At 38.5% G+C, this 25645-nt stretch carries 22 protein-coding genes; 19 read left to right on the top strand and 3 right to left on the bottom strand.

Annotated features, from left to right (window positions below; all coding sequences use genetic code 11):
• Positions 1-16 precede the first annotated feature (16 nt).
• From clpX to HMPREF2574_RS01540, 5 genes are all read left to right on the top strand, one after another.
• Complete coding sequence (clpX, locus tag HMPREF2574_RS01560; RefSeq protein WP_024052280.1) at positions 17-1249, top strand: ATP-dependent Clp protease ATP-binding subunit ClpX; 1233 nt, start codon at positions 17-19, stop codon at positions 1247-1249.
• Between the two features lie 11 nt (positions 1250-1260).
• Positions 1261-1848 (top strand): ribosome biogenesis GTP-binding protein YihA/YsxC, encoded by a 588-nt coding sequence (yihA, locus tag HMPREF2574_RS01555; RefSeq protein ID WP_003024895.1) that lies wholly within the window; start codon positions 1261-1263, stop codon positions 1846-1848.
• A gap of 180 nt (positions 1849-2028) precedes the next feature.
• On the top strand, positions 2029-2736 hold the full coding sequence (locus HMPREF2574_RS01550; protein ID WP_003024892.1) for a glucosaminidase domain-containing protein: 708 nt from the start codon (positions 2029-2031) through the stop codon (positions 2734-2736).
• Between the two features lie 182 nt (positions 2737-2918).
• Positions 2919-4664 carry an ABC transporter ATP-binding protein gene (locus HMPREF2574_RS01545; RefSeq protein WP_070812109.1) on the top strand — a complete coding sequence of 582 codons (1746 nt, stop codon included), beginning with the start codon at positions 2919-2921 and terminating at the stop codon, positions 4662-4664.
• Positions 4645-6393 carry an ABC transporter ATP-binding protein gene (locus HMPREF2574_RS01540; protein WP_070812108.1) on the top strand — a complete coding sequence of 583 codons (1749 nt, stop codon included), beginning with the start codon at positions 4645-4647 and terminating at the stop codon, positions 6391-6393. The genes HMPREF2574_RS01545 and HMPREF2574_RS01540 overlap by 20 nt, the downstream gene beginning before the upstream one ends.
• Positions 6394-6413: 20 nt before the next feature.
• Here the strand turns inward: HMPREF2574_RS01540 and HMPREF2574_RS01535 are convergent, their stop codons facing one another.
• The 3 genes from HMPREF2574_RS01535 to HMPREF2574_RS01525 form a co-directional block, all read right to left on the bottom strand.
• Positions 6414-7949: an ATP-binding cassette domain-containing protein gene (locus HMPREF2574_RS01535; protein ID WP_070812107.1), complete on the bottom strand. Its 1536-nt coding sequence runs from the start codon at positions 7947-7949 to the stop codon at positions 6414-6416.
• 421 nt (positions 7950-8370) lie between these two features.
• Positions 8371-9111, bottom strand: coding sequence for an amino acid ABC transporter ATP-binding protein (locus HMPREF2574_RS01530; RefSeq protein ID WP_070241651.1), 741 nt, complete (start codon positions 9109-9111; stop codon positions 8371-8373).
• Positions 9111-11294, bottom strand: coding sequence for an ABC transporter substrate-binding protein/permease (locus tag HMPREF2574_RS01525; protein WP_024052274.1), 2184 nt, complete (start codon positions 11292-11294; stop codon positions 9111-9113). Before HMPREF2574_RS01525 ends, HMPREF2574_RS01530 begins: the two co-directional genes overlap by 1 nt.
• A 162-nt stretch (positions 11295-11456) precedes the next feature.
• Here HMPREF2574_RS01525 and HMPREF2574_RS01520 point away from each other — a divergent pair, with 162 nt between their 5' ends.
• From HMPREF2574_RS01520 to whiA, 14 genes are all read left to right on the top strand, one after another.
• A complete protein-coding gene (locus HMPREF2574_RS01520; protein ID WP_070812106.1) occupies positions 11457-12416 on the top strand; it encodes a CPBP family intramembrane glutamic endopeptidase in 960 nt (319 codons plus the stop codon).
• Between the two features lie 90 nt (positions 12417-12506).
• A complete protein-coding gene (uvrB, locus tag HMPREF2574_RS01515) occupies positions 12507-14495 on the top strand; it encodes an excinuclease ABC subunit UvrB (protein WP_070812105.1) in 1989 nt (662 codons plus the stop codon).
• 30 nt (positions 14496-14525) lie between these two features.
• Positions 14526-15071, top strand: a complete 546-nt coding sequence (locus HMPREF2574_RS01510) for a DUF1697 domain-containing protein (RefSeq protein ID WP_070812104.1) — start codon at positions 14526-14528, stop codon at positions 15069-15071.
• Positions 15072-15200: 129 nt separating this feature from the next.
• Positions 15201-15944: an ABC transporter ATP-binding protein gene (locus HMPREF2574_RS01505; RefSeq protein ID WP_070241647.1), complete on the top strand. Its 744-nt coding sequence runs from the start codon at positions 15201-15203 to the stop codon at positions 15942-15944.
• The gene (locus tag HMPREF2574_RS01500; RefSeq protein WP_070812103.1) at positions 15934-17574 is read left to right on the top strand and encodes a hypothetical protein; all 1641 of its coding nucleotides are present in this window, start codon (positions 15934-15936) and stop codon (positions 17572-17574) included. The genes HMPREF2574_RS01505 and HMPREF2574_RS01500 overlap by 11 nt, the downstream gene beginning before the upstream one ends.
• 125 nt (positions 17575-17699) lie before the next feature.
• Positions 17700-18830 carry a radical SAM family heme chaperone HemW gene (hemW, locus tag HMPREF2574_RS01495; RefSeq protein ID WP_070812102.1) on the top strand — a complete coding sequence of 377 codons (1131 nt, stop codon included), beginning with the start codon at positions 17700-17702 and terminating at the stop codon, positions 18828-18830.
• A 3-nt stretch (positions 18831-18833) separates the two neighbouring features.
• Complete coding sequence (locus HMPREF2574_RS01490) at positions 18834-19565, top strand: acyl-[acyl-carrier-protein] thioesterase (protein ID WP_070812101.1); 732 nt, start codon at positions 18834-18836, stop codon at positions 19563-19565.
• A gap of 22 nt (positions 19566-19587) precedes the next feature.
• Positions 19588-20361, top strand: a complete 774-nt coding sequence (locus tag HMPREF2574_RS01485) for a TIGR01457 family HAD-type hydrolase (RefSeq protein WP_070812100.1) — start codon at positions 19588-19590, stop codon at positions 20359-20361.
• Positions 20351-20989 (top strand): TIGR01906 family membrane protein, encoded by a 639-nt coding sequence (locus tag HMPREF2574_RS01480; RefSeq protein ID WP_024052265.1) that lies wholly within the window; start codon positions 20351-20353, stop codon positions 20987-20989. The genes HMPREF2574_RS01485 and HMPREF2574_RS01480 overlap by 11 nt, the downstream gene beginning before the upstream one ends.
• Positions 20989-21939 (top strand): CPBP family intramembrane glutamic endopeptidase, encoded by a 951-nt coding sequence (locus HMPREF2574_RS01475; protein ID WP_083312986.1) that lies wholly within the window; start codon positions 20989-20991, stop codon positions 21937-21939. The genes HMPREF2574_RS01480 and HMPREF2574_RS01475 overlap by 1 nt, the downstream gene beginning before the upstream one ends.
• Positions 21940-22017: 78 nt before the next feature.
• Positions 22018-22440, top strand: coding sequence for a nucleoside-diphosphate kinase (ndk, locus tag HMPREF2574_RS01470; RefSeq protein ID WP_021001604.1), 423 nt, complete (start codon positions 22018-22020; stop codon positions 22438-22440).
• Between the two features lie 151 nt (positions 22441-22591).
• Entirely contained in the window at positions 22592-23482 is an 891-nt protein-coding gene (gene rapZ / locus HMPREF2574_RS01465) for an RNase adapter RapZ (protein WP_024052263.1), read from the top strand.
• Positions 23479-24456 carry a YvcK family protein gene (locus HMPREF2574_RS01460; protein ID WP_070812098.1) on the top strand — a complete coding sequence of 326 codons (978 nt, stop codon included), beginning with the start codon at positions 23479-23481 and terminating at the stop codon, positions 24454-24456. The genes rapZ and HMPREF2574_RS01460 overlap by 4 nt, the downstream gene beginning before the upstream one ends.
• Positions 24453-25364: a DNA-binding protein WhiA gene (gene whiA, locus HMPREF2574_RS01455; RefSeq protein ID WP_024052261.1), complete on the top strand. Its 912-nt coding sequence runs from the start codon at positions 24453-24455 to the stop codon at positions 25362-25364. The genes HMPREF2574_RS01460 and whiA overlap by 4 nt, the downstream gene beginning before the upstream one ends.
• Positions 25365-25645: the final 281 nt, after the last annotated feature.

The raw sequence follows: 25645 nt of genomic DNA, 5'->3' as shown, positions 1-25645 counted from the left end.
AGAATTGGAGTGAAAAATGCCTACAAATCGTACGAATGAAATGATGGTTTATTGCTCTTTTTGTGGTAAAAGCCAAGAAGAAGTCCAAAAAATTATCGCAGGAAATAATGCCTTTATTTGTAATGAATGCGTGGAATTAGCGCAAGAAATCATCAGAGAGGAACTAGCAGAAGAAGTACTAGCGGACTTGTCAGAAGTGCCAAAACCGCAAGAACTACTCAATATTTTGAATCATTATGTGATTGGGCAAGACCGTGCTAAGCGAGCATTGGCTGTTGCTGTATACAATCACTATAAACGTATCAATTTTCACGATAATCGTGAAGAAGAGGATGATGTCGAATTACAAAAATCCAATATTCTTATGATTGGGCCAACTGGTTCTGGTAAGACTTTTCTTGCTCAAACCTTGGCGAAAAGTCTGAATGTTCCTTTTGCGATTGCAGATGCGACAGCTTTGACAGAAGCTGGGTATGTCGGAGAAGATGTTGAAAATATTCTCTTGAAACTCTTGCAAGCAGCAGATTTCAATATTGAGCGTGCAGAACGTGGTATCATCTATGTAGATGAGATTGACAAAATTGCGAAGAAAAGCGAAAACGTGTCTATTACTCGCGATGTGTCTGGTGAAGGCGTTCAGCAAGCGCTCCTCAAGATTATTGAAGGAACTGTAGCCAGCGTACCTCCGCAAGGCGGTCGCAAGCACCCTCAACAAGAAATGATTCAAGTAGATACCAAGAATATTCTCTTTATCGTTGGTGGTGCATTTGACAGTATTGAAGAAATTGTCAAACAACGTCTAGGCGAAAAAATTATCGGTTTTGGTCAAAATAATAAAGCCATTGATGAAACTGGTTCTTATATGCAAGAAATCATCTCTGAAGATATTCAAAAATTTGGTTTGATTCCGGAATTGATTGGTCGTTTGCCTGTGTTTGCAGCGCTTGAGCCTTTGACAGTTGATGATTTGGTGCGAATCCTGCGCGAACCAAAGAATGCTTTAGTGAAGCAATATCAGACTCTCCTTTCTTATGACGATGTTAAACTAGAGTTTGATGATGATGCTCTTCAGGAAATTGCTAACAAGGCCATTGAACGCAAGACAGGTGCGCGTGGATTACGTTCAATCATTGAGGAAACTATGATGGATGTTATGTTTGAAGTTCCAAGTCAAGAAAATGTGAAGCTGGTACGGATTACCAAGGAAGCAGTTGATGGAACGGATAAGCCGATTTTAGAAACAGCATAAAGAGGTGTGCAATGGAAATTAACACACACAATGCAGAAATTTTGCTAAGTGCAGCAAATAAATCTCATTATCCCCAAGATGAGATTCCTGAAATCGCTCTTGCTGGACGATCAAATGTTGGTAAATCTTCCTTTATCAATACATTGTTAAATCGAAAAAATCTAGCTCGAACTTCTGGCAAGCCAGGAAAAACGCAATTGCTGAATTTCTTCAATATTGATGACAAACTTCGTTTTGTGGATGTCCCAGGATATGGCTATGCTAAAGTTTCTAAGACAGAACGAGCGAAGTGGGGCAAGATGATTGAGGAATATCTGACGAGCAGGGAAAATCTCAGAGCAGTTGTCAGTCTAGTGGACTTTCGGCATGAGCCAAGTGCAGACGATGTACAAATGTACGAATTTCTTAAATATTATGAAATACCAGTCATTGTCGTAGCCACGAAAGCTGACAAAATTCCACGCGGCAAATGGAACAAGCACGAATCAGTCATTAAGAAAAAGTTGGATTTTGATAAAAATGATGATTTTATTGTTTTTTCATCTGTTGATAAAGATGGTTTAGATGCAGCTTGGGATGCGATTTTGGAAAAAATTTAGGAATTGAATAAAAAACTGAGAATCATTGTACTGACCCCCAAAAGTTGGACAAGAAAAATCTAACTCTTGGGGGTCAGTACACATTTTCTCTGTTTTTTATAATGAATCTGTCACCAAATTGTAACTAAGGGCTGGAAATTTTATGTTATAATCAAAATATATTATACTGGAGAATAAGCTATGAGAAAGAAAAAATTGAAAAAAAGAATTTTAACAGTTCTAGCTTTGGCGGTCGCCGCTTTATTGGTTAGTGCAGTTTTGTCCAAGCAAGTTCACCCAGCTAGTGCCAATGATGAGACTTACCAACGTCCGTTAACTCAAACAGAGGTGTTCATTTCACAAATTGGTGAAACTGCTCGTCAATTGGGACAAGAAAATGATTTATATGCTTCGATTATGATCGCACAGGCCATTCTGGAAAGCAATTCTGGACGTTCTGCTTTATCAGCCGCTCCTCATCATAATTTATTTGGCATCAAAGGACAATATGCTGGGCAATCAGCAACAATGGCTACACTAGAAGATGATGGGCAAGGAAATACTTATAATGTCAATGCAGAATTTAGATCCTATCCAAGTTATGTTGAATCTTTACAAGACTATGTGACGATTTTAAAACATAGCCGCTACACTTATGCTTGGAAGAGTAATACGACCAGCTATATGAATGCAACTGCTGCTTTAACAGGTGTCTATGCAACGGATACAAGCTATAATGTTAAGTTGAACAATTTGATTCAACAATATAATTTGACACAATATGATGTACCAAATGTGCAAGCAACCAATGTTGCAACAACTAACAAAGTCTACAATCCTTATCGCCAACAATACACAACACAAGAAGTGTTAGATTTGGATGTTGCTTGGGCAAATCGTCATCAATAAATATTTTATTTGAAAGAAATTTAGTAGGAGAGAACGAAATTGTTCTTCTCCTTTTTATCTGGAATTCATCTAGCAAAAATTCTCCTATAAAAATAATTGTATCCGCCAACAAATCACAGAGAAGGCTAGATTATGATAAATATGATAAAATAGAACTAGTTTTGTATGAGAAAAGAGATTTCATGAAAGATTTATTGAAATATTTTAAGGGCTATATCAAGGAATCCTTGTTGGGTCCGCTTTTTAAATTGTTAGAAGCTAGTTTTGAACTATTGGTGCCAATTTTGATTGCAACAATTGTGGACCAAACAATCCCTAAAAAAGACAGTGCGCATCTTTATGCTATGATCTTTTTATTGGTTGTCCTTGCATCGTTTGGTGTTGTTGTGGCGATTATTGCTCAATATTATTCCTCAAAAGCAGCGGTAGGTTTTACACGTCAATTAACTAAAGATTTATATCAAAAAATCATGCGTTTGCCAAAAGCTAGTCGAGATAGCTTGACGACATCTAGTCTGGTCACTCGTTTAACAAGTGATACTTATCAAATTCAGACCGGTATCAATCAATTTCTTCGTCTTTTTTTGCGCGCGCCGATTATTGTTTTTGGCTCGATTATCATGGCATTTTTGATTAGTCCAAGTATTACACTGTGGTTCTTACTCATGGTTGTCATCCTAACGGGTATTATCTATATCATGTCACGCTTGGTAAATCCGCTGTACGCTAAAATTCGCCAGATTACAGATAAAATTGTCAATATGACACGCCAACAACTGCAAGGTATGCGTGTTATCCGTGCCTTTGGGCAAACAAATAAAGAAATCCATGAGTTTAGAGATACCAACGAAATCTATAAGACCTGGCAGATAAAAACAGGAGTTTGGTCTAGCTTGATTAGCCCGTTGACTTTTTTAGTGGTAAATAGCACTTTGGTCATGGTTATTTGGCATGGGAATCTAGCTATTGGACAGGATTTGCTGACGCAAGGGAAATTAGTCGCTTTAGTCAATTACCTTTTGCAAATTTTGATAGAACTGTTGAAATTAGCTATGCTCGTCACTTCTTTGAATCAAAGTTACATCAGCGCTGGACGAATTCAAGAGGTCTTTGAACAGGAAGAGGAAGATGTACTAGCAGAACTGCCAATACGGCATTCTATTGGTGCTCAGTCTATTTCTGCTGAAAATGTTACCTTTACCTATCCACAAGCTGCTAGTCCAGCCTTGGAAAATATTTCGTTTGACGTACTATCTGGTCAGACTTTGGGAGTGATTGGCGGAACAGGCTCAGGAAAATCAACTTTGGTGCAACTCTTGGCGCACTTGTATACGATTGATGCTGGTCAGTTGGTTATTTTCAAAAATGGCCGAAGTCCTAGAAACCTTGAAGAGTGGCGCACTTGGATGAGTTTGGTGCCACAAAAAGCAGAATTGTTCCGTGGAACTATTCGCTCGAATTTATTGCTGGGTTTGGAAGACAAGGTGACGGATGAACAACTTTGGTGGGCTCTTGATATTGCGCAGGCTAGTGACTTTGTACAGGAAAAAGAAGGTCAGCTAGATGCAGTAGTAGAAGCTTTTGGTCGGAATTTTTCCGGTGGTCAACGCCAACGGTTGACAATTGCGCGCGCTATTTTACAAAAAGCACCTTTTCTGGTGCTGGATGATTCCACTTCGGCACTTGATTATTTAACAGAAGCTAAACTATTGCAAGCTATCAAAGAGCAGTTAAAGAACACGAGTTTGATTTTAATTTCACAGCGAACCAATAGCTTGTGTGCAGCTGATCAGATACTTGTCTTGGATAAAGGTCATCAGGTCGCTCTTGGTGCACATGAAGATTTGCTTCAAACGAGCGCTATTTATCGAGAAATTCATCTCTCACAACATAGTAAGGAGGAAAAGCATGAAAATGAGGTATTCTAAAAGTAGTTTAAAACGCCTTGCAAGTGATTTATTGCAGCAGCGCTGGCTTTTCCTACTAGCTACAATTGGAACGATTGTTCAGGTTGCCTTGACCATTTATTTGCCGATTTTGATTGGAAATGCAGTTGATAGTGTTTTACTTTCCGATGCAAGTCAGCATTTGCTGCCAATTCTCTCGAAAATGGGGATGGTGATTGTTGCCAATACAGCGATTCAATGGCTCAATCCTTTAATCTATAATCAGTTGATTTATAGTTATAGTCAGAAACTTCGGGACGCAGTTATTCAAAAAATTCATCGACTTCCCTTAGCTTATCTTGATTGTCAAGGGAGTGGTGATTTAGTGAGTCGCTTGACGACGGATGTGGAGCAGTTAATTAATGGTCTGATCATGGTTTTCAATCAGTTTTTTGTAGGCGTGTTAACTATTCTTGTAACGATTGTGACAATGGCAAGGATTGACTTTTTCATGATGATGTTAGTCTTTCTTTTAACTCCCTTATCTATGCTGATTGCACGTTTTATAGCCCGTAAAAGCTACAAGCTGTTTCAAAAACAAACGACGACACGAGGGCTTCAGACACAGCTCATTGAAGAAAGTCTCTCTCAAGAAAGTTTGATTCAAAGTTTTAATGCCCAAGAGCAATTCATTACGGATTTTACAAAAGGCAATGAGAGCTATGCAGATTATTCTCAGGATGCTATCTTTTATTGCTCTACTGTCAATCCAGCGACTCGCTTCGTGAATGCTCTTATTTATGCTATTGTTGTTGGATTTGGTGCGGTTCGTATCATTAACGGCTCTAGTTTCACAGTTGGACAATTAGTGACATTCTTAAATTATGTCAACCAATACACCAAGCCTTTCAACGATATTTCGTCTGTTATGGCTGAATTACAAAGCGCCCTTGCTTGTGCAGAGCGCTTGTACATGATTTTAGATGAAAAAGAAGTTGTAGAAACTGGAAAAGAAGAACTCACGAGTGAAGCAGTACGGGGTGCGATTTGTTTTGAGCACGTCCGTTTTGGTTATGAAAAAGATAAACCTTTGATTCACGATTTAAACATGACCGTTCCAGCAGGAAGCAAAGTTGCTATTGTTGGACCAACTGGTTCTGGAAAATCCACTTTAATCAATCTCCTCATGCGTTTTTATAATGTAGATGCGGGTAAGATTAAGTTAGACGATAGAGATATTACAGATTATACCAGAGTCTCATTTCGCCAGCAGTTTGGTATGGTTTTACAAGAAACATGGCTGAAGACAGCGACGATTCATGAAAATATTGCTTTTGGGCGACCAGAGTCTAGCCGAGAAGAAGTAATTGCAGCAGCTAAAGCTGCTAATGCTCATTTCTTTATCCAGCAATTGCCGCATGGCTATGATACTTATCTAGCAGATGCAGGAGATTCTTTGTCACAAGGACAACGCCAGCTATTGACCATTGCGCGTGTTTTTCTAGCGGTTCCTAAAATCCTGATTTTGGATGAAGCAACCTCCTCTATTGATACGCGGACTGAAGTACTCATTCAAGAGGCTTTTAATAAGCTCATGGTAGGGCGAACCAGTTTGATCATTGCTCATCGCTTGTCTACCATTCAGAATGCAGATATCATTTTAGTGTTGGTTGACGGAGATATTGTGGAATATGGCAGTTATCAAGAGCTGATGCAAGCAAAAGGCGTTTATTACCAAATGCAGACAGCTCAAGGAAGTTTGGCTGTTTAAGATTGACTAGTAGAACAAACTTATAGCTGTTCTTTGCTGACTAGCTCTATTCCTGTCTTAGTCAAGCGGTAGATTTTCTGACAAACTTCTTTGAGAAAGGTGCGGTCGTGTGAAATGGTAATGACAGCGCCGTTATAATCTGTAAAAAGTTTTCGTACTTGTGGCTGCGAAGTAGGAGAAAAGTTACGTGTTGGCTCGTCTAATATCAAGACATTTGCTTGATCTAATACCATTTTTAGAAGCAGTAATTTAGCTTTTTGTCCACCAGATAGCTGGGAAATAGAATGTTGCACTTCATTACGCGTGAATTGCAGACTGGCTAGGTGGGTGAGGATTTTTTCTCGCTCAATAGCTTCTCCTGTGGATGTTAGAAAATCTATTGGAGAATCGACTTCGTTTAAACTATCAGGATAGATTTGAGGCATATACCCTAGCGTAATGCCTTTTTTCTTTTGCAATAGATTTCGAAGTTCTTTGATAAAAGTAGATTTTCCGACACCATTTTCACCAATAATCCCAATCTTTTCCTGCCCTAAGAGTTCAAAATTTATATTTTTGGCTAAGGTGCGTTCCTCTACCTTCAAATACATCTGTTTGAGAGTGACTACTCTTTTTGTAGATGGCAGAGGAGTAATAGTAGAAAATTGTAGATTGATAGCATCTGCCTGTGTTGGTAACTCTGTCATTTTAGTGGCTTCTCGATTAAAACGTTTTTCTTGTGAGAGAATATTTTTCATTTTTTTGGCTAGTAATCTACCAGCTGTGCTGTCATAAGTATGACGCAAGACATGCTCCACACTTTGTTTGACTCGCTGGTGTTTTGCCATTGCTTTTTGATATTCTTCTCGTTCTTTTTTTGCGTCTTTAGTTTGCTTTTCAAATGAGGTCTGTCTTTGCTGGCTGTAATTTTCATAATCAAGATTCCTAACAGTTGTTCTAGCTTCTTGCTTTTTCTTAACCAATTCCAAATGCACGATTTTTGTTGCTGCATGACTTAAAAGACTTTCATCATGTGAAACAAACATAACTGTTTGAGGTGTATTTTGAAGAAAATTTTCCAGCCAAATCAGAGTGTTTGTGTCTAAATCATTGGAGGGCTCATCTAAAAAGAGAATGTCCCAATTTGTAGAGAGGATTTTTAAAAGCTGTACTTTTAATGTTTCACCGCCAGATAGAGTCGCTAATGTTTGCTGACTAGTAAAACGTTCGCTATCAAAATGTAATTCTTGGGCAAAGCGGTAAAGTTTGCTGTAATCTAAGTCTATGTCCAAATCGCCAAAGAAGTAGTCGTTGAGGGAGAGCCTTCTTTCATTTTCAGGTAAAGTTTGCGGCAAATAAGCATAACAATTATAGCTTTTCTGAATCCCTCCCCTATAACTAACATAGTCTGAAACAAGTGTGTCATTCATAAGTAGCTTGAGAAGAGTAGATTTTCCATTCCCTTCTTCTCCGATAATACCGACTTTATCGCCTGCATTGACAGTAAGTGATAAATCATTGACTAAGTCTTTCAAATCTTTTAAATGGGTAATAGTTAAATGTCGAATTTGTAGCATATATATCTCCTTATGATGTTCATTGTCATTTTAGAGCTAAGAAAAACAGCCCTATTTACCTAGTAGAGCTGTTCTTGTTTTTGGATTGCCAACAAACATTGCAAAACGGAGTAGTTTGCAACGAATAGATTATCATTGAGAAGTTTGAAAAAAATTTCTTTTATGAAAAATAGGCAAGAGCATAACAAAAAATCTACTAGATAAAGTTTCCTTTAAGCAATAGATTTCTTGTACATAGACTCCTTACCTCCGAATTTTACTGATTTTAGTGTAGCAAAAAAGATATAAAATGTCAAAAGAGTACGAGATAAAAGTTTGTCACTAAGAATAAATGTAATGAAAGTGCAACTGTTGTGTTATTAAGTTTTCTTCTAAAAAGTAAACGAGTCTGGAACATTTTTGTACCAGACTCGAAGTCATATTACACGTTCAAGACTTTATCTAGGAAGTCTTTGAGGCGTGGGTGCTGCGGATTATCAAAGATTTGGTCGGGTTTACCGTCTTCTAAAAACTCTCCGTCAGCCGTAAAGATAACACGGTTTGCCACTTGGCGAGCAAATCCCATTTCATGAGTTACGATAATCATAGTCATGCCTTGCTTGGCCAATTCTTTCATAACATTGAGAACATCTCCAACCATTTCGGGATCAAGAGCAGAAGTAGGTTCGTCAAAGAGCATAATATCAGGATTCATAGCAAGTCCCCGTGCAATTGCAACACGTTGTTTTTGTCCACCTGAGAGGCTATCTGGCATGGCATCAGCTTTATCAGAGAGACCGACTTTTTCTAATAATTCCATACCAAGTTTATCTGCTTCAGCTTGTGTCATTCGCTTGTGCTCGACAGGAGCAAAGGTGATATTTTCCAAAACTGTCATGTGAGGGAAGAGATTGAAGTGTTGGAAAACCATACCAATATTTTCACGAACTAAGTCGACATCTGTTTTTTTATCGGTTAAGTCGAAACCGTCCACGGTAATAGATCCACTTGTAACTTCTTCCAGCAGGTTGAGACTGCGAAGAAAGGTTGATTTTCCCGAACCTGAAGGTCCGATGATACAAACGACATCCCCTTCATAGAATTTGGTTGTGATTCCTTTTAGAACTTCATTTTCTCCGTAGTATTTATGTAAATCATTGACAGCAATTTTTAATTTAGCCATTATTTAATCCTCTTTTCTAAGCGTTTTGCAAGTCTCGTTAAAAGAGTGATGATAATCAAGTAAAAGACTGCTAGGATAGCATACATTTTGAAGCTTTGATAGTTACGAGCAATGATGATTTTACCCGTTTGGAAAAGTTCGACGAGACCGATAGCAGAGACGATTGTAGTATCTTTCAAAGCGATAACAAACTGATTGACGAAGTTTGGTAACATGATTTTTGTCGCTTGCGGCAAAATAATCTTTCTCATGGTTTTTGAGTAAGAAATACCAAGACTTCGACTGGCTTCCATTTGTCCAGCTGGAACAGCTTGAATTCCACCACGGACGATTTCTGCAATATAAGCGCCAGCGTTGAGAGAAAGAGCAATTGTACCAGCCACAAAATCGTTAATCGGACTTTGGTGCCCTGTCATTGATTCAATGAGATTTGGAATGCCCCAGAAGATAAAGGCTGCGAGAATCATAAGCGGGATTCCACGAATGACATCCACGAAGATTTCTGAGATAATGCGGAGGGCTTTGACGGGACTCACGCTAAACATACCAAAGATGATTCCGATGACCATAGCGATTGCAAATGACAGAAGCGCGAGTGCCAAAGTAATTCCAAGACCACTTAACAATTGCTTGTAGTTATTTTGGAGGAGCCCCCAAATGGTTGTTTCATCAACTGTACTGTCTGAAGAGCCAGTATTTGAGTTTGATTTTTTTAAATACTTATCAAGAATTTTTTGATACTGACCATTTTTCTTGATATTTGCTAAACCATTATTAAACATTTGGATCAATTCAGGATTACTACCCTTTTTTACGGCAAAAGCAGTATCTCCAATAGGAGTTCCTTTGATTGGTGTTTTCAGTTTTTGGCCTTGGCTAATGGAGTATTTAACAACAGGTTCGTCATCCATAACGGCATCCACAGAGCTAGAGTTTAAGCTATCATACATTGAAGAAGCATCAGCGAATGTTTTGATTTTGTAATCATATTTACTTTGATTTTTTGTTAAGAAAGTTTGTGAAGCAGTTCCGTTTTTAACCCCGATTGTTTTACCTTTCAAGTCTTTATAAGAAGCAATTGTACTTGATCCTTTGACAGCAAGGATTGCGTTTGCTGTGTAATAAGGCTCTGAGAAATCAAAGGTTTCTTTACGAGCGTCTGTCACAGACATCCCTGCAATCATTCCGTCAGCTTGTCCAGATTGTACAGCATTTAAAGCGGCATCAAATCCGGGATTTGTAATTTCAATCGTGAAACCTTGGTCTTTGGCGATAGCTTTTATCAAATCCATGTCAATCCCAGTATATTTGTTATTACTATCCTGAAAAACGAATGGTGCAAAGGAAGAGTCACTCGCAATGGTATATGTTGATTTTACGGGAGTAGCTTTTTGACCAGCAGGAGTAGTGGTTTCTGGAGTAGAACTAGTTGTTTTCGTGGCTGTAGAACTTGTCCATTTTGTGATAATTTTCTCAAGAGAACCATCTTTTTTCATTTGAGCAAGCGCTTCGTTAAATTCTGTTACCAGATATTCATACTTGCTTCCCTTTTTGACACCAAAAGCAAAACTACCAACAGCTTCTCCTTTTATAGAGATTTTTAAATTTTGGCCTTGTTTAATAGCATACTCAATGACTGGTTGGTCGTCCATCATTGCGTCAATTGAACCAGAATTCAAGCTGTTGTAAGTCAAATCAGTTGTGTCAAATGTTTTGATAGTAAATTTGTATTTGTTTTTGATTTTTTCTAGAAAGCGTTGAGAGGCAGTTCCGTTTTTAACCCCAACAGTTTTTCCTTTTAATTGTGAATAACTACTGATTGTATTGGCTTTAGTCGTTGCGATGACAACTTTTGTATCATAATAAGTATCAGACATGGTGAAGACTTTTTCACGGTCTTTAGTTTTTGTCATTCCAGCCATGATAGCATCTGCCTGACCAGATTGAACAGCATTGACTGCTGCATCAAATCCAGGGAAAGTCATATTGATGTCCCAACCTTTTAGTTCAGCAACTTTATTGATGATATCTACATCAATACCTTTATAAGTTTGATCGGAATCTTTAAATTCAAAAGGTGCGTAAGCTGTATCAGATACCACTTTGATTGTATCGGCATGAATGGCTGTTACTGCAAAGAGTGGTAGTAAAGCTAACAAAAAAGTTATAATTTTTTTCTTCATGAGTCTCTCCTTTAAAGAATATTTTTAAATTATACCAGAAATATCTTCGAAAGGCAAATATTTCGCATTTTTATGTTAGATTTTATAACATGGACGAAAATTTCTTTTTTGATTTGCGTAAAATAAATATGATATAATAATAAAAAATAGAAAGGGAATTTTATGTTTAAATCTCGTATGCTTGATAATGTGAAACAGTCCCGTTACATTCCGCCTATTTGGTTGGCCGTTATCCTCTCGATTGTTTTTGTTTATGGAGGTGAAATTGTCGGTGGGCTTGCATTGGTTCCAATTTCGATACTGCTGGGTCTTGTGCTTGGCCTTGTTCATTCTGGGGCGGGCTTTGTAATGATACAAGAACTGATATCACATTATATGATTTTCATCCAACTCTTCCTCTTTTCCTTTATTTCTTTGGCTCTCTTTCTTTGGGTGAAATGCGTTGAAAAAAGACCTTTTTCAAGTCTTGGTTTTTTTAAGGAAAATTGGTTTAAAGAACTAACAAAAGGATTTTTGATTGGAGCGGCACAGTTTTCTCTCATAGTTGTCTTGCTTTTGCTGACAGGTCTAGGTAGGTTAGAACTCAACCATCTTAGTTTGGAGCCCTTGCTCTTTATCATCGCCTTGATTCCGTTTTGGATTTTACAAGGAGGAACAGAAGAATTGGTGACGCGTGGTTGGCTATTTCCTACAGTTACTGCCAAGTCAAATATTTTAGTCGGTATCTTAATTTCTGCTGGTCTATTTGGTGCTCTCCATTTATTGAATCCCGGTGTAACGCTTCTTTCGATTATCAACATTATTCTTGATGGTATTTTCGCTTGTTTTTACATGCTAAAAACGGACAATATGTGGGGTCTGGCTGGTATCCACGGGGCTTGGAATTTTGTTCAAGGTAATATTTATGGTATTCAGGTCAGCGGTCAGGGAGCAGAAGCTTCCGTCTTTGCCTATAATACGAAATCTAGTGTTGATTGGCTTTCGGGTGGGGCTTTTGGAGCAGAAGGTTCTATTTTTACCAGTCTGGTGTTAATTCTCAGTATTGCCTATCTGTATTGGTCTCTTAAAAAAGAAGAAAAATTGCCTACAGCATTGCAATTTAGAAAATCAAATCTCACTTAGTTTTACTAGGTGAGATTCTTTATATCCTAAGTCAGTGATATTTTAAGAATTGTGATAAAATAAGAGAAGATTGTATAGAGGAAAAGAATAATGATAAATAGAATTACGGACAATAAATTTAAATTAGTTTCCAAGTATGAGCCTTCAGGAGATCAACCACAGGCGATTGAGCAATTAGTGGATAATATAGAGGGTGGTGAGAAAGCTCAGATTCTCATGGGAGCGACAGGAACTGGGAAGACCTACACTATGAGTCAGGTCATCCAAAAGGTCAATAAACCGACTCTAGTTATCGCTCATAATAAAACCCTGGCTGGTCAGCTCTATGGTGAGTTTAAGGAGTTTTTTCCTGACAATGCGGTTGAATACTTCGTGTCTTACTATGACTATTACCAACCGGAAGCCTATGTGCCTTCTAGTGATACCTATATTGAGAAGGACAGCTCGGTCAATGATGAGATTGACAAACTTCGTCACTCAGCAACCTCGGCTCTCTTGGAGCGCAACGATGTGATTGTTGTGGCATCAGTCAGCTGCATTTATGGTTTGGGCTCGCCTAAGGAATACTCCGATAGCGTGGTCAGTCTGCGACCTGGTTTAGAGATTTCACGGGATCAACTTCTCAATGATTTGGTTGATATTCAATTTGAGCGCAATGATATTGACTTTCAGCGGGGAAAATTTCGTGTGCGTGGCGATGTTGTGGAAATCTTCCCAGCTTCTCGCGATGAACATGCCTTTCGGGTGGAATTTTTCGGGGATGAAATTGACCGCATTCGAGAAGTGGAAGCATTGACAGGTCAAGTGTTGGGCGAAGTAGACCATTTAGCTATTTTTCCTGCCACTCACTTTATGACCAATGACGAAAATATGGAAATTGCTATTAGTAAAATTCAAGCGGAATTAGAAGATCAGCTAGGCTTTTTTGAAAGAGAAGGGAAGCTTTTAGAAGCTCAGCGGTTGAAGCAAAGAACGGACTATGATATTGAAATGCTGCGCGAAATGGGCTACACGAATGGTGTAGAGAATTATTCTCGCCACATGGACGGACGGAGTGAAGGTGAGCCACCTTACACTTTATTAGATTTCTTTCCTGATGATTTTTTAATCATGGTAGACGAAAGTCATATGACGATGGGGCAGATTAAAGGGATGTACAATGGTGACCGCTCGCGGAAGGAAATGCTGGTCAATTATGGTTTCCGCCTGCCGTCTGCCTTGGACAATCGTCCGCTGCGTCGGGAAGAATTTGAAAGTCATGTGCACCAGATTGTTTACGTGTCTGCTACACCAGGGGATTATGAGCGAGAGCAGACGGATACAGTAATTGAGCAAATTATTCGACCAACTGGACTGCTGGATCCAGAAGTTGAAGTGCGTCCGACTATGGGGCAAATAGATGATCTTTTAGGGGAAATCAACGTACGTACTGAAAAGAATGAGCGGACTTTTATCACGACGTTGACTAAAAAGATGGCAGAAGATCTGACGGATTACTTTAAAGAAATGGGTGTCAAGGTCAAGTACATGCACTCAGACATCAAGACTTTGGAGCGTACCGAGATTATCCGAGACCTGCGCTTGGGTGTTTTTGACGTTCTGGTTGGGATTAACCTGCTACGCGAGGGAATTGACGTTCCTGAAGTAAGCTTGGTTGCCATTCTCGATGCCGATAAGGAAGGTTTCCTACGTAACGAACGTGGCTTAATCCAGACCATTGGTCGCGCTGCCCGTAATAGTGAAGGCCACGTCATCATGTATGCTGACACGATCACAGATTCCATGCAAAAAGCTATGGATGAAACCGCCCGTCGTCGTCAGATTCAAATGGCTTATAATGAAGAACATGGTATTGTACCGCAAACAATCCAGAAAGAAATCCGTGACCTAATCAGTGTGACAAAATCTGCTCTACCAGACAAGGAAGAAGTGGTAGATATTGAAAGTCTTAACAAGCAGGAACGTAAAGATATGATTAAGAAACTAGAGGGACAAATGCAAGAAGCGGCTGGTCTTTTGGATTTCGAACTTGCCGCTCAAATTCGCGATATGATTTTGGAGATTAAGGCGGTGGATTAGAAAGATAAACAAAGCAAAAAGGGAAGAAGAATGCGTTACATTCTCTTACTCCGTGGCATCAATGTCGGTGGAAAAAACAAGGTCATTGTGTCTGACCTGAAGGTCGATTTGGCGGAGCTGAGCTTTGATAATCCGGTTTCCTACATCAACAGTGGCGCTCTCTTTTTTGACAGTCAGGAGCACGAGGAGAAGATTAGGGAGATTCTGACGGCTTATTTCAGTCAATCCTATGACTTTCCAATCCCTTTTGTCCTGCTCAGCTCTGCTATTCTTCAAGAAGAAGTGGCAAAACTGCCTGCTTGGTGGCAGGATGAGGCAGCTTATCGGCGCGATGTCCTCTTTTTCCTGCCAGAGGCTAATCGCGAGCAGATAGAGGTAGAAGCGGGGAACTGGGCAAATGACAGGGATCTGCTGCATTTCGGTCAGACAGCCTTTTTTTACAGAAATAGCGACCAGGCTGGCTATCTCAAGTCTAACTACCACAAGAAGCTACTCAAATCTAGCTTTTACAAGTCTTTGACTATTCGCAATGGGAAAACCTTTCAGAAAATTTTGGAGTTGGCAGATACTAGTTAAAGAGGCATTATTTTGTTTTTTGGGAAAACTAATAATAAATTGTTAATGAATATATATGTTTGAATAAAGAGAAAGAATTTTTACTTTTATTTCTATCATGCTGAAAACATTCAATAGATAGGAGAATTTATGATTGAATTTAAGGATGTTACAAAAGTGTACGATGACAAGATAGCGTTGAATCATCTGAATTTAACGCTTCAGAGTGGAGAAATTGTAGGATTAATTGGACACAATGGTGCTGGAAAATCAACAACGATTAAATCATTGGTTAGTGTGATTAATCCAACGCATGGTCAGATTTTTGTGGATGGCAAGGAATTAGCAGCTAATCGGTTGGAAATCAAGAAGAAAATTGGTTATGTAGCTGATTCGCCGGACTTGTTTTTACGCCTGACGGCAAATGAATTCTGGGAATTGGTTGGAACTTCTTATGATATGAGTCTTTCAGATTATGAGAAACGTTTAACAGAGCTACTGGAATTATTTGATTTTACAGCTCATCGCTATGAAGTTATTGAATCGTTTTCACATGGAATGCGACAAAAAGTGTTTATCATTGGTGCTCTTTTGTCTGATCCAGATATCTGGGTGTTGGATGAGCCTTTAACTGGTTTGGATCCGCAGGCGGCTTTTGACCTCAAACAAATGATGCGAGAGCATGCAGATAAAGGAAATACTGTTTTGTTCTCAACTCATGTTTTAGAAGTGGCAGAGCAATTGTGTGACCGTATTGCCATTCTCAAAAAGGGAGAATTGTTGTTTTACGGTACGATTGAGGAATTGAAAAGTCAACATCCTGAAAAATCCTTAGAAAGTATTTACCTCAGTTTGGCAGGTCGTAGAGAAGAGGTGAGTCCTGATGCGTCTTAAAGCGATTCGCTCCCTCATTCATGCAAATATCATTTATACGACGCAATCAACTAGGCTTTCTAGTTATCGTAAAAAACAGCAAAAAAATCCAAAGAAAAAAGGAAATGTTGCTAGAAATCTAGTGATGAACTATCTCTATGCTGGAATTTTGTATGCTTGTATATTTGGTGTACAGGGTGCTTTTTTACCGCTTGCTCAGAATCCAGGGCTATTTTCGAATTTTGTCAGCGTCTTTTATCTTTTCATCTTTGCACAGGGATTTCTTTCCTTTTACAATGTTTTTTATGAAAGTAAAGACTTGCAAGCTTACCGACCTTATGCCTTTAGTGAGAGTGAAATTATGGTTGGGAAAGGATTTTCTGTTCTTTTAACTACTTTAATGGGAGTGTTTCCCATTGTTATTTACTTTATTGGTTTGCAAATGCAATCAGGTCAACCAATCTGGCTTGCAATCCCTATTCTGCTTATTTCGTTAGGAATACTATTTTCGACACTTATTTTCCTTCTTTTAGTTGGTGTTCATTTTATTACGAAAACGACTATTTTTAGGAAATATAAAAAGCTTGCCTCTAATATTTTACTGGCTCTTGCTACAATAATGGCTTTTGGTGCGATTTTATTGGTGAATTTGCAAAATAACTCTAACGTTAAAAACGCAATATTGCAAGATCAACCTGCTTATTTTCCGCCAATGACGGTTTTTCATGCTTTCAGTATGCAACCTTTTGCTTTGAATTCCTTGCTTGGAATGGGAATATGGATAGTCGTAGCTGTTATATTATTTATAATTGTTAAGCGAAAGGTTTTACCAGAATTTTATGAAGCTGCAATGACCACAACAGCAACGGTCAATAGACAAAAACGAACGAAAATTTTTAAGATGAATGGACTTAGGAACTTTCCGCAGTTTGTGTTGCGCTATCAATTAAACCTAATCAGTGATGGCTCCGTCTTATTACAAACTCTTTTGATGCCTAGTGTGTTACCTTATTTTATTCTAATTCCGTTAATGGCTAGTTTTATGCAGAATAGTGAAATGATTTCTCCTTATTTGACAACAAGATTTGCTTTTCCACTGATGTTGATAGCAACATTTGTAGCAAGTTTAAATACGGGTGGAGCAAATTTAACAGGAATTGGCATTTCACTTGAACGTGAAAATTATGATTATTTGAAAGTATTACCCTTTGACATGGCACGTTATCTTAAACTTAAGTTTTGGAATTTATTTGTCCTTCAATCCATTTTACCATTCATTTTATTGACAATTTTTTCCTTTATTGTCGGCGTGCAACCAGTTGCTATTGTCTTGATGATTATAGCTTGGACATTGACCTGCTTAGCATGGAGTGCTTGGGGATATCATCGTGACAAACGCCTACAAGTTACTAACTGGTCGAACGTGACGGAATTATTTAATCGTGAAAATAATTTACTAAAGATGATTTTGGGCATTGTTGCTATGATTATTTACATAATCATTATTGCAATGAGCGCTTATTTCATTTTGGTATCACCAGATTTAGTGGGCTATTTGTTAGCAGGTACTTTTCTGATTGCTCTTGCAATGATGGCATTTTTACTGACAAATCATTATTTGAAAAAAGTTCAAGCTGAAGTAGAAAATTAAGCTGAAAGTTTTTGAATATTTATTATGTTTTTATTGCTTAGCAAGAATATATTGATAAGAGACCTATGTATTTTAGTGTGAACTTTGAAACATCTATATACTAAATTTATGCTATAATAAATACTATGTACACCAAACCAACTTCTGCTTATGTACACATTCCATTTTGTACTCAAATTTGTTATTATTGTGACTTTTCCAAAGTTTTTATCAAAAATCAGCCTGTTGATGCTTACTTAGAGCATTTGATTCAGGAGTATAGAGCTTATGATATAAAAAAGTTGCGGACGCTCTATATTGGTGGTGGGACGCCAACGTCTCTGTCCCCCACTCAATTAGAATTTTTGCTAGCAGAGCTGACGAAAAGTTTGGATTTATCATGTTTAGAAGAGTTGACGATTGAGGCCAATCCAGGTGATTTGGATCCAGATAAGATTGCTGTTTTAAAGGCTTCGGCTGTTAACCGAGTGTCTTTGGGTGTTCAAACGTTTGATAATCGCATGCTCAAGCAAATTGGGCGCAGCCATTTAGAGAAAGATATTTATGAAAATATCACCAATCTGAAGCAAGCTGGGTTTGACAATATCTCTATTGACTTGATCTACGCATTGCCCAAGCAGACCATGGACAACATGCGGGAAAATGTAGCCAAGGCTATTGCACTAGACATCCCTCATATGAGTCTTTATAGCTTAATTCTAGAGAATCACACGGTCTTTATGAACCGGATGAGGCGAGGAAAGCTGCCTTTGCCTAAAGAAGACTTGGAAGCGGAGATGTTTGAGTATATCATTGAGGAGTTGGAAAAAGCTGGGTTTGAACACTATGAGATTTCCAACTTTTCTAAGCCAGGCTTTGAGAGTCGACACAATCTCATGTACTGGAACAATGCAGAATATTTTGGTATTGGGGCTGGAGCTTCCGGCTATGTTGACGGAATCCGCTACAAAAATCATGGTCCGATTCGTCATTATTTAGAGGCTGTGGAAAAAGGCAATGCGCGTGTGAATGAGGAACATCTGAGTAAGCAAGAGATGATGGAAGAAGAAATGTTTCTGGGCTTGCGCAAAAGGTCAGGTGTTTCTAAAAAGCGTTTTGAGGAAAAGTTTGGCATTTCTTTTGAGCAGCAGTATGGTCATATAGTAACAGAATTAACTGAGCAAGGGCTTTTAGTACCTGATAAAGAAGTTGTCCGTATGACTAAAAAAGGTCTATTTTTGGGTGATACGGTCGCAGAGAAATTTATATTGGAGTAAATTATGGGTTTAACTTATCAAATGAAAATGAAAATTCCGTTTGACATGGCGGATATGAACGGTCATATCAAGTTGCATGATGTCATTTTGCTGTCCTTACAGGTATCAGGTTTGCAGTCTATTGACTTGGGGATTAGCGACAAGGATATGCTGGAGAGATACAATCTGGTCTGGATTATTACTGACTATGATATCGATGTGGTACGGCTGCCTAAATTTGGTGAAGAAATGACGATTGAAACAGAAGCACTTTCCTATAATCGTCTCTTTTGTTATCGTCGTTTTACCGTTTTTGATGAAAATGATGTTGCTGTGATTGAAATGATGGCTACTTTTGTCCTTATGGACAGAGACAGTCGAAAAGTGCACGCTGTAGAGCCAAAGATTGTTGCGCCTTACGAGGCAGAATTTTCTAAAAAGTTGATTCGTGGACCAAAATATCCAGAACTGAAAGATTCGACTAGTAAAGATTATCATGTTCGATTTTATGATTTAGACATGAATGGTCATGTCAATAATAGCAAGTATTTGGACTGGATTTTTGAGGTTATGGGAGCGGATTTTCTTATGAAACACGTTCCCAAAAAAGTTCACCTCAAGTATGTCAAGGAAGTGCGACCTGGTGGGCAGATTACCTCTAGCTATGATTTGAATGGATTAGAGAGCAATCATCAGATTTCCAGCAATGGTGATACCAATGCACAAGCTATGGTAACTTGGCAAGAAATTTCATAAGAGAAACAATAGAAAGAGAAGTATGACCTACAAAGGATATTTAATTGATTTAGACGGAACGATTTATAAAGGAAAAGACCGAATCCCGGCGGGAGAAGCTTTTGTCCATGAATTGCAGCGGCGTAATATTCCATATTTATTTGTGACAAATAATACAACACGTACTCCTGAGACTGTTCAAACAATGCTAGCGGAACAATTCAATGTTGAAACGCCGATTGAAACGATTTATACAGCGACTTTAGCAACGGTTGACTACTTAAATGATAAAAATCTAGGCAAGAAAGTCTATGTTATCGGTGATGTCGGACTTAAGCAAGCCATTGCAGAAGCTGGCTATATCGAAGATACTGATAACCCAGATTATGTAGTTGTTGGATTAGACTGGGAAGTGGACTATGAAAAATTGTCAATTGCTACTTTAGCTATTCAAAAAGGAGCTCATTTCGTAGGAACCAATCCAGATCTTAATATTCCAACGGAGCGCGGTCTCATGCCTGGAGCAGGATCGATTATTACTCTCATTGAAGTAGCAACTCGTGTGAAACCTGTTTATATCGGGAAGCCAAATGCAATTATCATGGAAAAGGCGGTTGAGCATCTAGGACTACCGCGGCAAGAGGTGATAATGGTTGGGGATAATTACCTGACGGACATTCGGGCTGGGATTGACAATGGTATCCCTACGCTTCTGGTGACAACTGGCTTTACGAAACCAGAAGAAGTGCCAGGCTTGCCAAACCAACCAGATTATGTACTTTCTAGCCTAGCGGAGTGGGATTTTAATGCGCACTAAACTGACCTTTTGGCTGAGTATGCTCTGCTTTTTAGCAACAGCCATTTTGTTGACCATTTATCTGACTTGGCTGTTTTATCCTTTGGAAATTTCTTGGTTGCATTTAGAAAATCAAGTTTACCTCAAATCTGCAACCATTCAGCATAATTTCAATGTTTTGATGAATTACTTAACCAATCCATTTCAGCAAAAGCTCTTCATGCCTGATTTTCGCTCATCAGCAGCAGGTCTGCACCATTTTCAAGTCGTGAAATATCTTTTTCATCTGGCGCAAGTTGCTTTTCTAGTAACCTTACCAGCGGTTTGTTTGTTTGTAAAAAGCATTATAAAAAAAAGATACCTATCTGTCTTTTCCAAAGTGATTTTAGCTATTATTTGGTTACCTATTGTAATTGCTGGTGTGGCGCTGGGGATTGGCTTTGATGCGTTTTTTACTCTCTTTCATCAGATTTTATTTGTTGGGGATAATACTTGGTTATTTGACCCTGCTAAAGATCCTGTCATTTGGATATTACCAGAAGAATTTTTCCTCCACGCCTTTCTTTTGTTTTTTGTTCTTTATGAAGGCTTTGCTGTGGGGTTATACTTGTGGAGTCGAAAAATCTATTTGAAGAAGGAGGAAAAATGATGTCAGCCAATCAGCAAGTGCGAAAAGATGTTAGTTTATTTTCTGCTTTGTGTCTGATTTATGTCTTCGTCATGACAATGATTAGCTTAATCTATCAGACGATTGTAACCTTGTTTCAAGCGATTCGTTATCCCGGAAATCTTGAGAGAATCCAAAAAGCCACGGAAAGTTTTATGTCACGCGATGGCAGCTATTATCTAATTGCTGTTTGTTCAGGAGTATTTATCTTTTGGTTGTATCGGGACGGAAAATTATTTAAGTCTGATTTACGAACGCAGAAAAGGGTCATGACTCCCAAAACGTTTGGAATAGTTTTATCATTCTTACTTCTGGGTCAATTAGGTTTTGTACTCTTTAATCAAATATTTGAGGCAGTATTGAATATCTTTGGATTTAGCTTATTTAAAGCCATTGAATCAGCTTCCGCAGGCTCAGATAGTGTAACGATGTTTTTGTATGCAGGTTTTTTCGGTCCTGTTTCAGAAGAATTGATTTTTCGCGGGGCAGGCTTACGAACATTTGAAAAATATGGAAAAGTCTTTGCGATTTTGATGTCTTCCCTCATATTTGGTTTATTTCATGGAAATATCCCGCAGTTCTTTTTTGCGACTTTTGTTGGAATTATCTTCTCTTATGTGACCTTGGAGTATTCAATTCTCTGGGCAATGGTTTTCCACGTTTTTAATAATTTGGTCATTGGAGATGGTTTAACTTATTTGTATTCGTTTTTGCCGGACGATATAGGTGGTCTCTTACACTTATTTATCCTGTTAGTCGGTGCAAGTGTCGCAGTAATTTTCCTGATTAAAAACAAAGCAGACATAAAAATGTATGTACAAGAAAATCGTTCATTTCCAGGGGCCTATAGGCAAGCTTTTCGTTCTGTTTGGTTCTGGATTTTTACAATCTTCATGTTTTTAACATCTTTGACCTTGATAAGTCATTTGTGAAAGAAGATTTTTGAAAGGACTTTCAACTTTCTTTCATTTATGATAAAATAAAGGTAACAAAAGAGGAGCGTGTCAATCATGGAACAAACATTTTTTATTATAAAACCAGACGGCGTAAAACGTGGCTTGGTTGGAGAAGTACTGAAGCGCGTAGAACAACGTGGTTACAAAATCGAACGTTTGGAAATGAGAACCAATGTTTCAAATGAGTTAATTGATCAGCATTATGAAGCCCTGTTAGCGAAAGATTTTTATCCTTCAATCCGTGATTATATGACAAGCGGATCTGTGATTATCGGTGTTTTATCGGGAAGCCAAGTGATTTCAGGTTGGCGTCACATGATGGGCGCTACTCGTCCGGAAGAAGCTCTACCGGGAACTATTCGCGGAGATTTTGCACAAGCAGCTGAAGCTGGTGAAACGATTCGAAATGTTGTTCACGGTTCAGATTCTGAAGAGTCTGCCAAACGGGAAATTGCGCTTTGGTTTGGTAATCATTAAAACATAGTAGTATAAATTCTAGAGAGTACAGATAGTGATTGCTTTTGTTCTCTCTTTTTTACTATCCGAATTGTACTGGGTGTGTTATAATAAAAAGGAATTGGAAATGTTTTAATATACTGGAAATTGATTGTTTTATCAAGGAGGAAATATGTCAGACAAACAAATTCATTTGGTTATCGTGACGGGAATGAGTGGAGCGGGAAAGACCGTGGTCATCCAGTCTTTTGAAGATTTAGGCTATTTTACGATTGACAATATGCCTCCTACACTTGTTCCTAAATTTTTGCAGTTGATCGAAACAACGCAAGACAATGACAAGATTGCTATGGTTGTAGATATGCGCAGTCGTTCCTTCTTTTCTGAGATTCAGAAAGTTCTAGATGAGATTGAAAGTAACGCTGGACTTGATTTTAAGATTTTGTTTTTAGATGCGGCAGATACGGAATTGGTTGCTCGTTATAAAGAAACGCGTCGCAGCCACCCCTTAGCAGCAGACGGTCGTATTTTAGACGGGATTAAGCTAGAACGTGAGTTACTGGCACCGTTGAAAAACATGAGTCAAAATGTAGTAGATACGACCGAATTAACACCGCGTGCACTGCGTAAAACCATTTCTGAACATTTTTCAGATCAGACAAAGCTTCAATCGTTTCGCATTGAAGTGGTGAGTTTCGGCTTTAAATATGGTATTCCGCTAGATGCCGACCTTGTATTTGATGTGCGTTTTTTACCAAATCCATATTACCAACCAGAACTTCGCAATCAAACAGGACTTGATAAACCAGTTTATGATTATGTGATGAATCATATGGAGTCAGAAGAATTTTATCAGCACTTAGTGGATCTTATCAAACCGATTTTACCGGGCTACAAAAAAGAGGGGAAATCTGTTTTAACAATTGCGGTTGGTTGTACAGGCGGTCAACACAGAAGCGTAGCTTTTGCACAACGTCTAGCAGATGATTTGGCAAGCGAATGGACCGTTCACTCATCACATCGAGACAAAGACCGCAGAAAGGAAACGGTGAATCGTTCATGAGGAGACCAAAGATTGCTGTTATTGGTGGTGGCACAGGGATTTCAGTCATTTTGGATAGTTTGCGTAAGAAAGACGTAGACATTGCTGCTATTGTGACGGTCGCTGATGACGGTGGAAGTTCAGGGGAATTGCGAAAAAACATTCAACAATTAACACCACCTGGTGATTTGCGAAATGTTTTGGTAGCTTTATCGGACATGCCGCGCTTTTATGAAAAAGTTTTTCAATATCGCTTTGCGGAAGAAGATGGTGCTTTATCTGGACATCCTCTTGGAAACTTGATTATTGCAGGTATTTCAGAAATGCAAGGGTCGACTTACAATGCTATGCAGCTACTGACTAAGTTTTTCCATACAACTGGCAAAATTTATCCGTCTTGTGATACACCTTTAACGCTTCATGCTGTATTTACTGATGGAAGCGAAGTCGCTGGAGAAAGTCATCTCGCAGAACACCAAGGTATGATTGAGCGGGTTTATGTGACCAATACCTATAATGACCAGAAGCCGGTGGCTAGTCGCAAAGTGGTACAAACAATTTTAGAAAGTGATATGGTAGTTTTGGGACCGGGATCATTGTTTACCTCTATCTTACCCAATATGGTGATAGAAGAAATTGGGCAAGCGCTCTTGGAAACCCAAGCAGAGATTGCTTATGTTTGTAATATTATGACGCAGCGTGGTGAAACCGAGCATTTCACAGATAGTGACCACGTAGCTGTTTTGCATCGTCATCTTGGGAAAGCATTTATTGACACGGTTTTAGTGAACATTGATCAAGTTCCTCAAGAATATATGAATTCTAATAAATTTGATGAATATTTAGTGCAAGTTGAACATGATTTTCAAGGCCTGAAAAAACAAGTTCCTCGTGTCATTTCGTCTAATTTTCTTCGCTTGGAAAATGGCGGAGCTTTTCATGATGGTGAATCAGTCGTAGATGAACTCATGCAGATTATACAGGTGCGCAAATGAGTTTTACCATTAAAGTGAAAGAAGAACTGCTTGGTCTAGGCAAAAAAGATAAAACGGAATTATCTGCTATTATTAAGATATCAGGCAGTTTAGGAATTTCTAGTCAAGGCTTAACATTATCTGTTACGACAGAAAATGCAAAAATTGCTCGTCATATTTATGAATTGTTGGCAGCTTTTTATAAAGTCAAGTCGGATATTCGTCATCATCAAAAAGCGAATCTTCGGAAAAACCGTGTTTATACTGTTTTTTTAGATGAAGGTGTTGAACAAATTTTAGCTGATTTGCACTTGGCAGACTCTTTTTTTGGAATTGAAGCAGGTATTGATCAAGCTATTTTATCAGACGATGAGGCTAGCCGATCGTATTTACGAGGAGCATTTTTATCAACGGGCAGTATGCGTGATCCAGATTCTGGGAAATATCAGCTGGAAATCTTGTCGGTCTATTTTGACCATGCGGAGGATTTAGCAGCTTTGATGCGAAAGTTTTTATTGGACGCCAAGACAATTGAGCGCAAAAAAGGCTCAGTAACCTATCTGCAGCGAGCTGAGGACATTATGGACTTTTTGATTGTGATTGGGGCTATGGAAGCGATGACTGAGTTTGAGTCGGTCAAACTTTTGCGGGAGGCTAGAAATGATCTGAATCGGACGAATAATGCAGAAACAGCGAATATTGCTCGAACGGTGACAGCTAGCATGAAAACCATTCACAACATTAGCAAAATCATTGACACAGTTGGTTTAGAAAGCTTGCCGGTTGATTTGCAAGAGGTAGCTTATCTGCGTGTCAATCATCCGGATTATTCTATCCAGCAATTGGCAGAAAGTCTTAGTAAGCCTTTGACGAAAAGTGGTGTCAATCATCGCTTGAGGAAAATCAATAAAATCGCAAATGAGTTGTAGAAAATGCAAAGAAATGTGGCTTATATATTATAGTCGGAATCAATTTGAGAATTTCCATTAAAACTTTACGGTTTTCTCTTGAAGATTTTCAAAAAGTGTGATATAGTAATAAAAATTAAATAATCCTTTAAATCTGTCCTGTGAGGCAGACAAGGAGTCAAAGTATAAGATGGTGTAGCACAGTGAGGCTGTTAGTAGTTTCTCTGTGCTTACCTAGATTTTCTGAAGTCTCCTTGTGAAGGAGACTTTTTCTTTTATCTTTTTTATGCAGGAGGTTTTCC

It is taken from the genome of Streptococcus sp. HMSC034E12, from assembly GCF_001835915.1.
In the GTDB taxonomy this organism is placed as follows: Bacteria; Bacillota; Bacilli; order Lactobacillales; family Streptococcaceae; genus Streptococcus; species Streptococcus vaginalis.
Note: the sequence above shows the minus strand (reverse complement) of the source record. Positions and strands in the feature narration are given on the sequence as shown.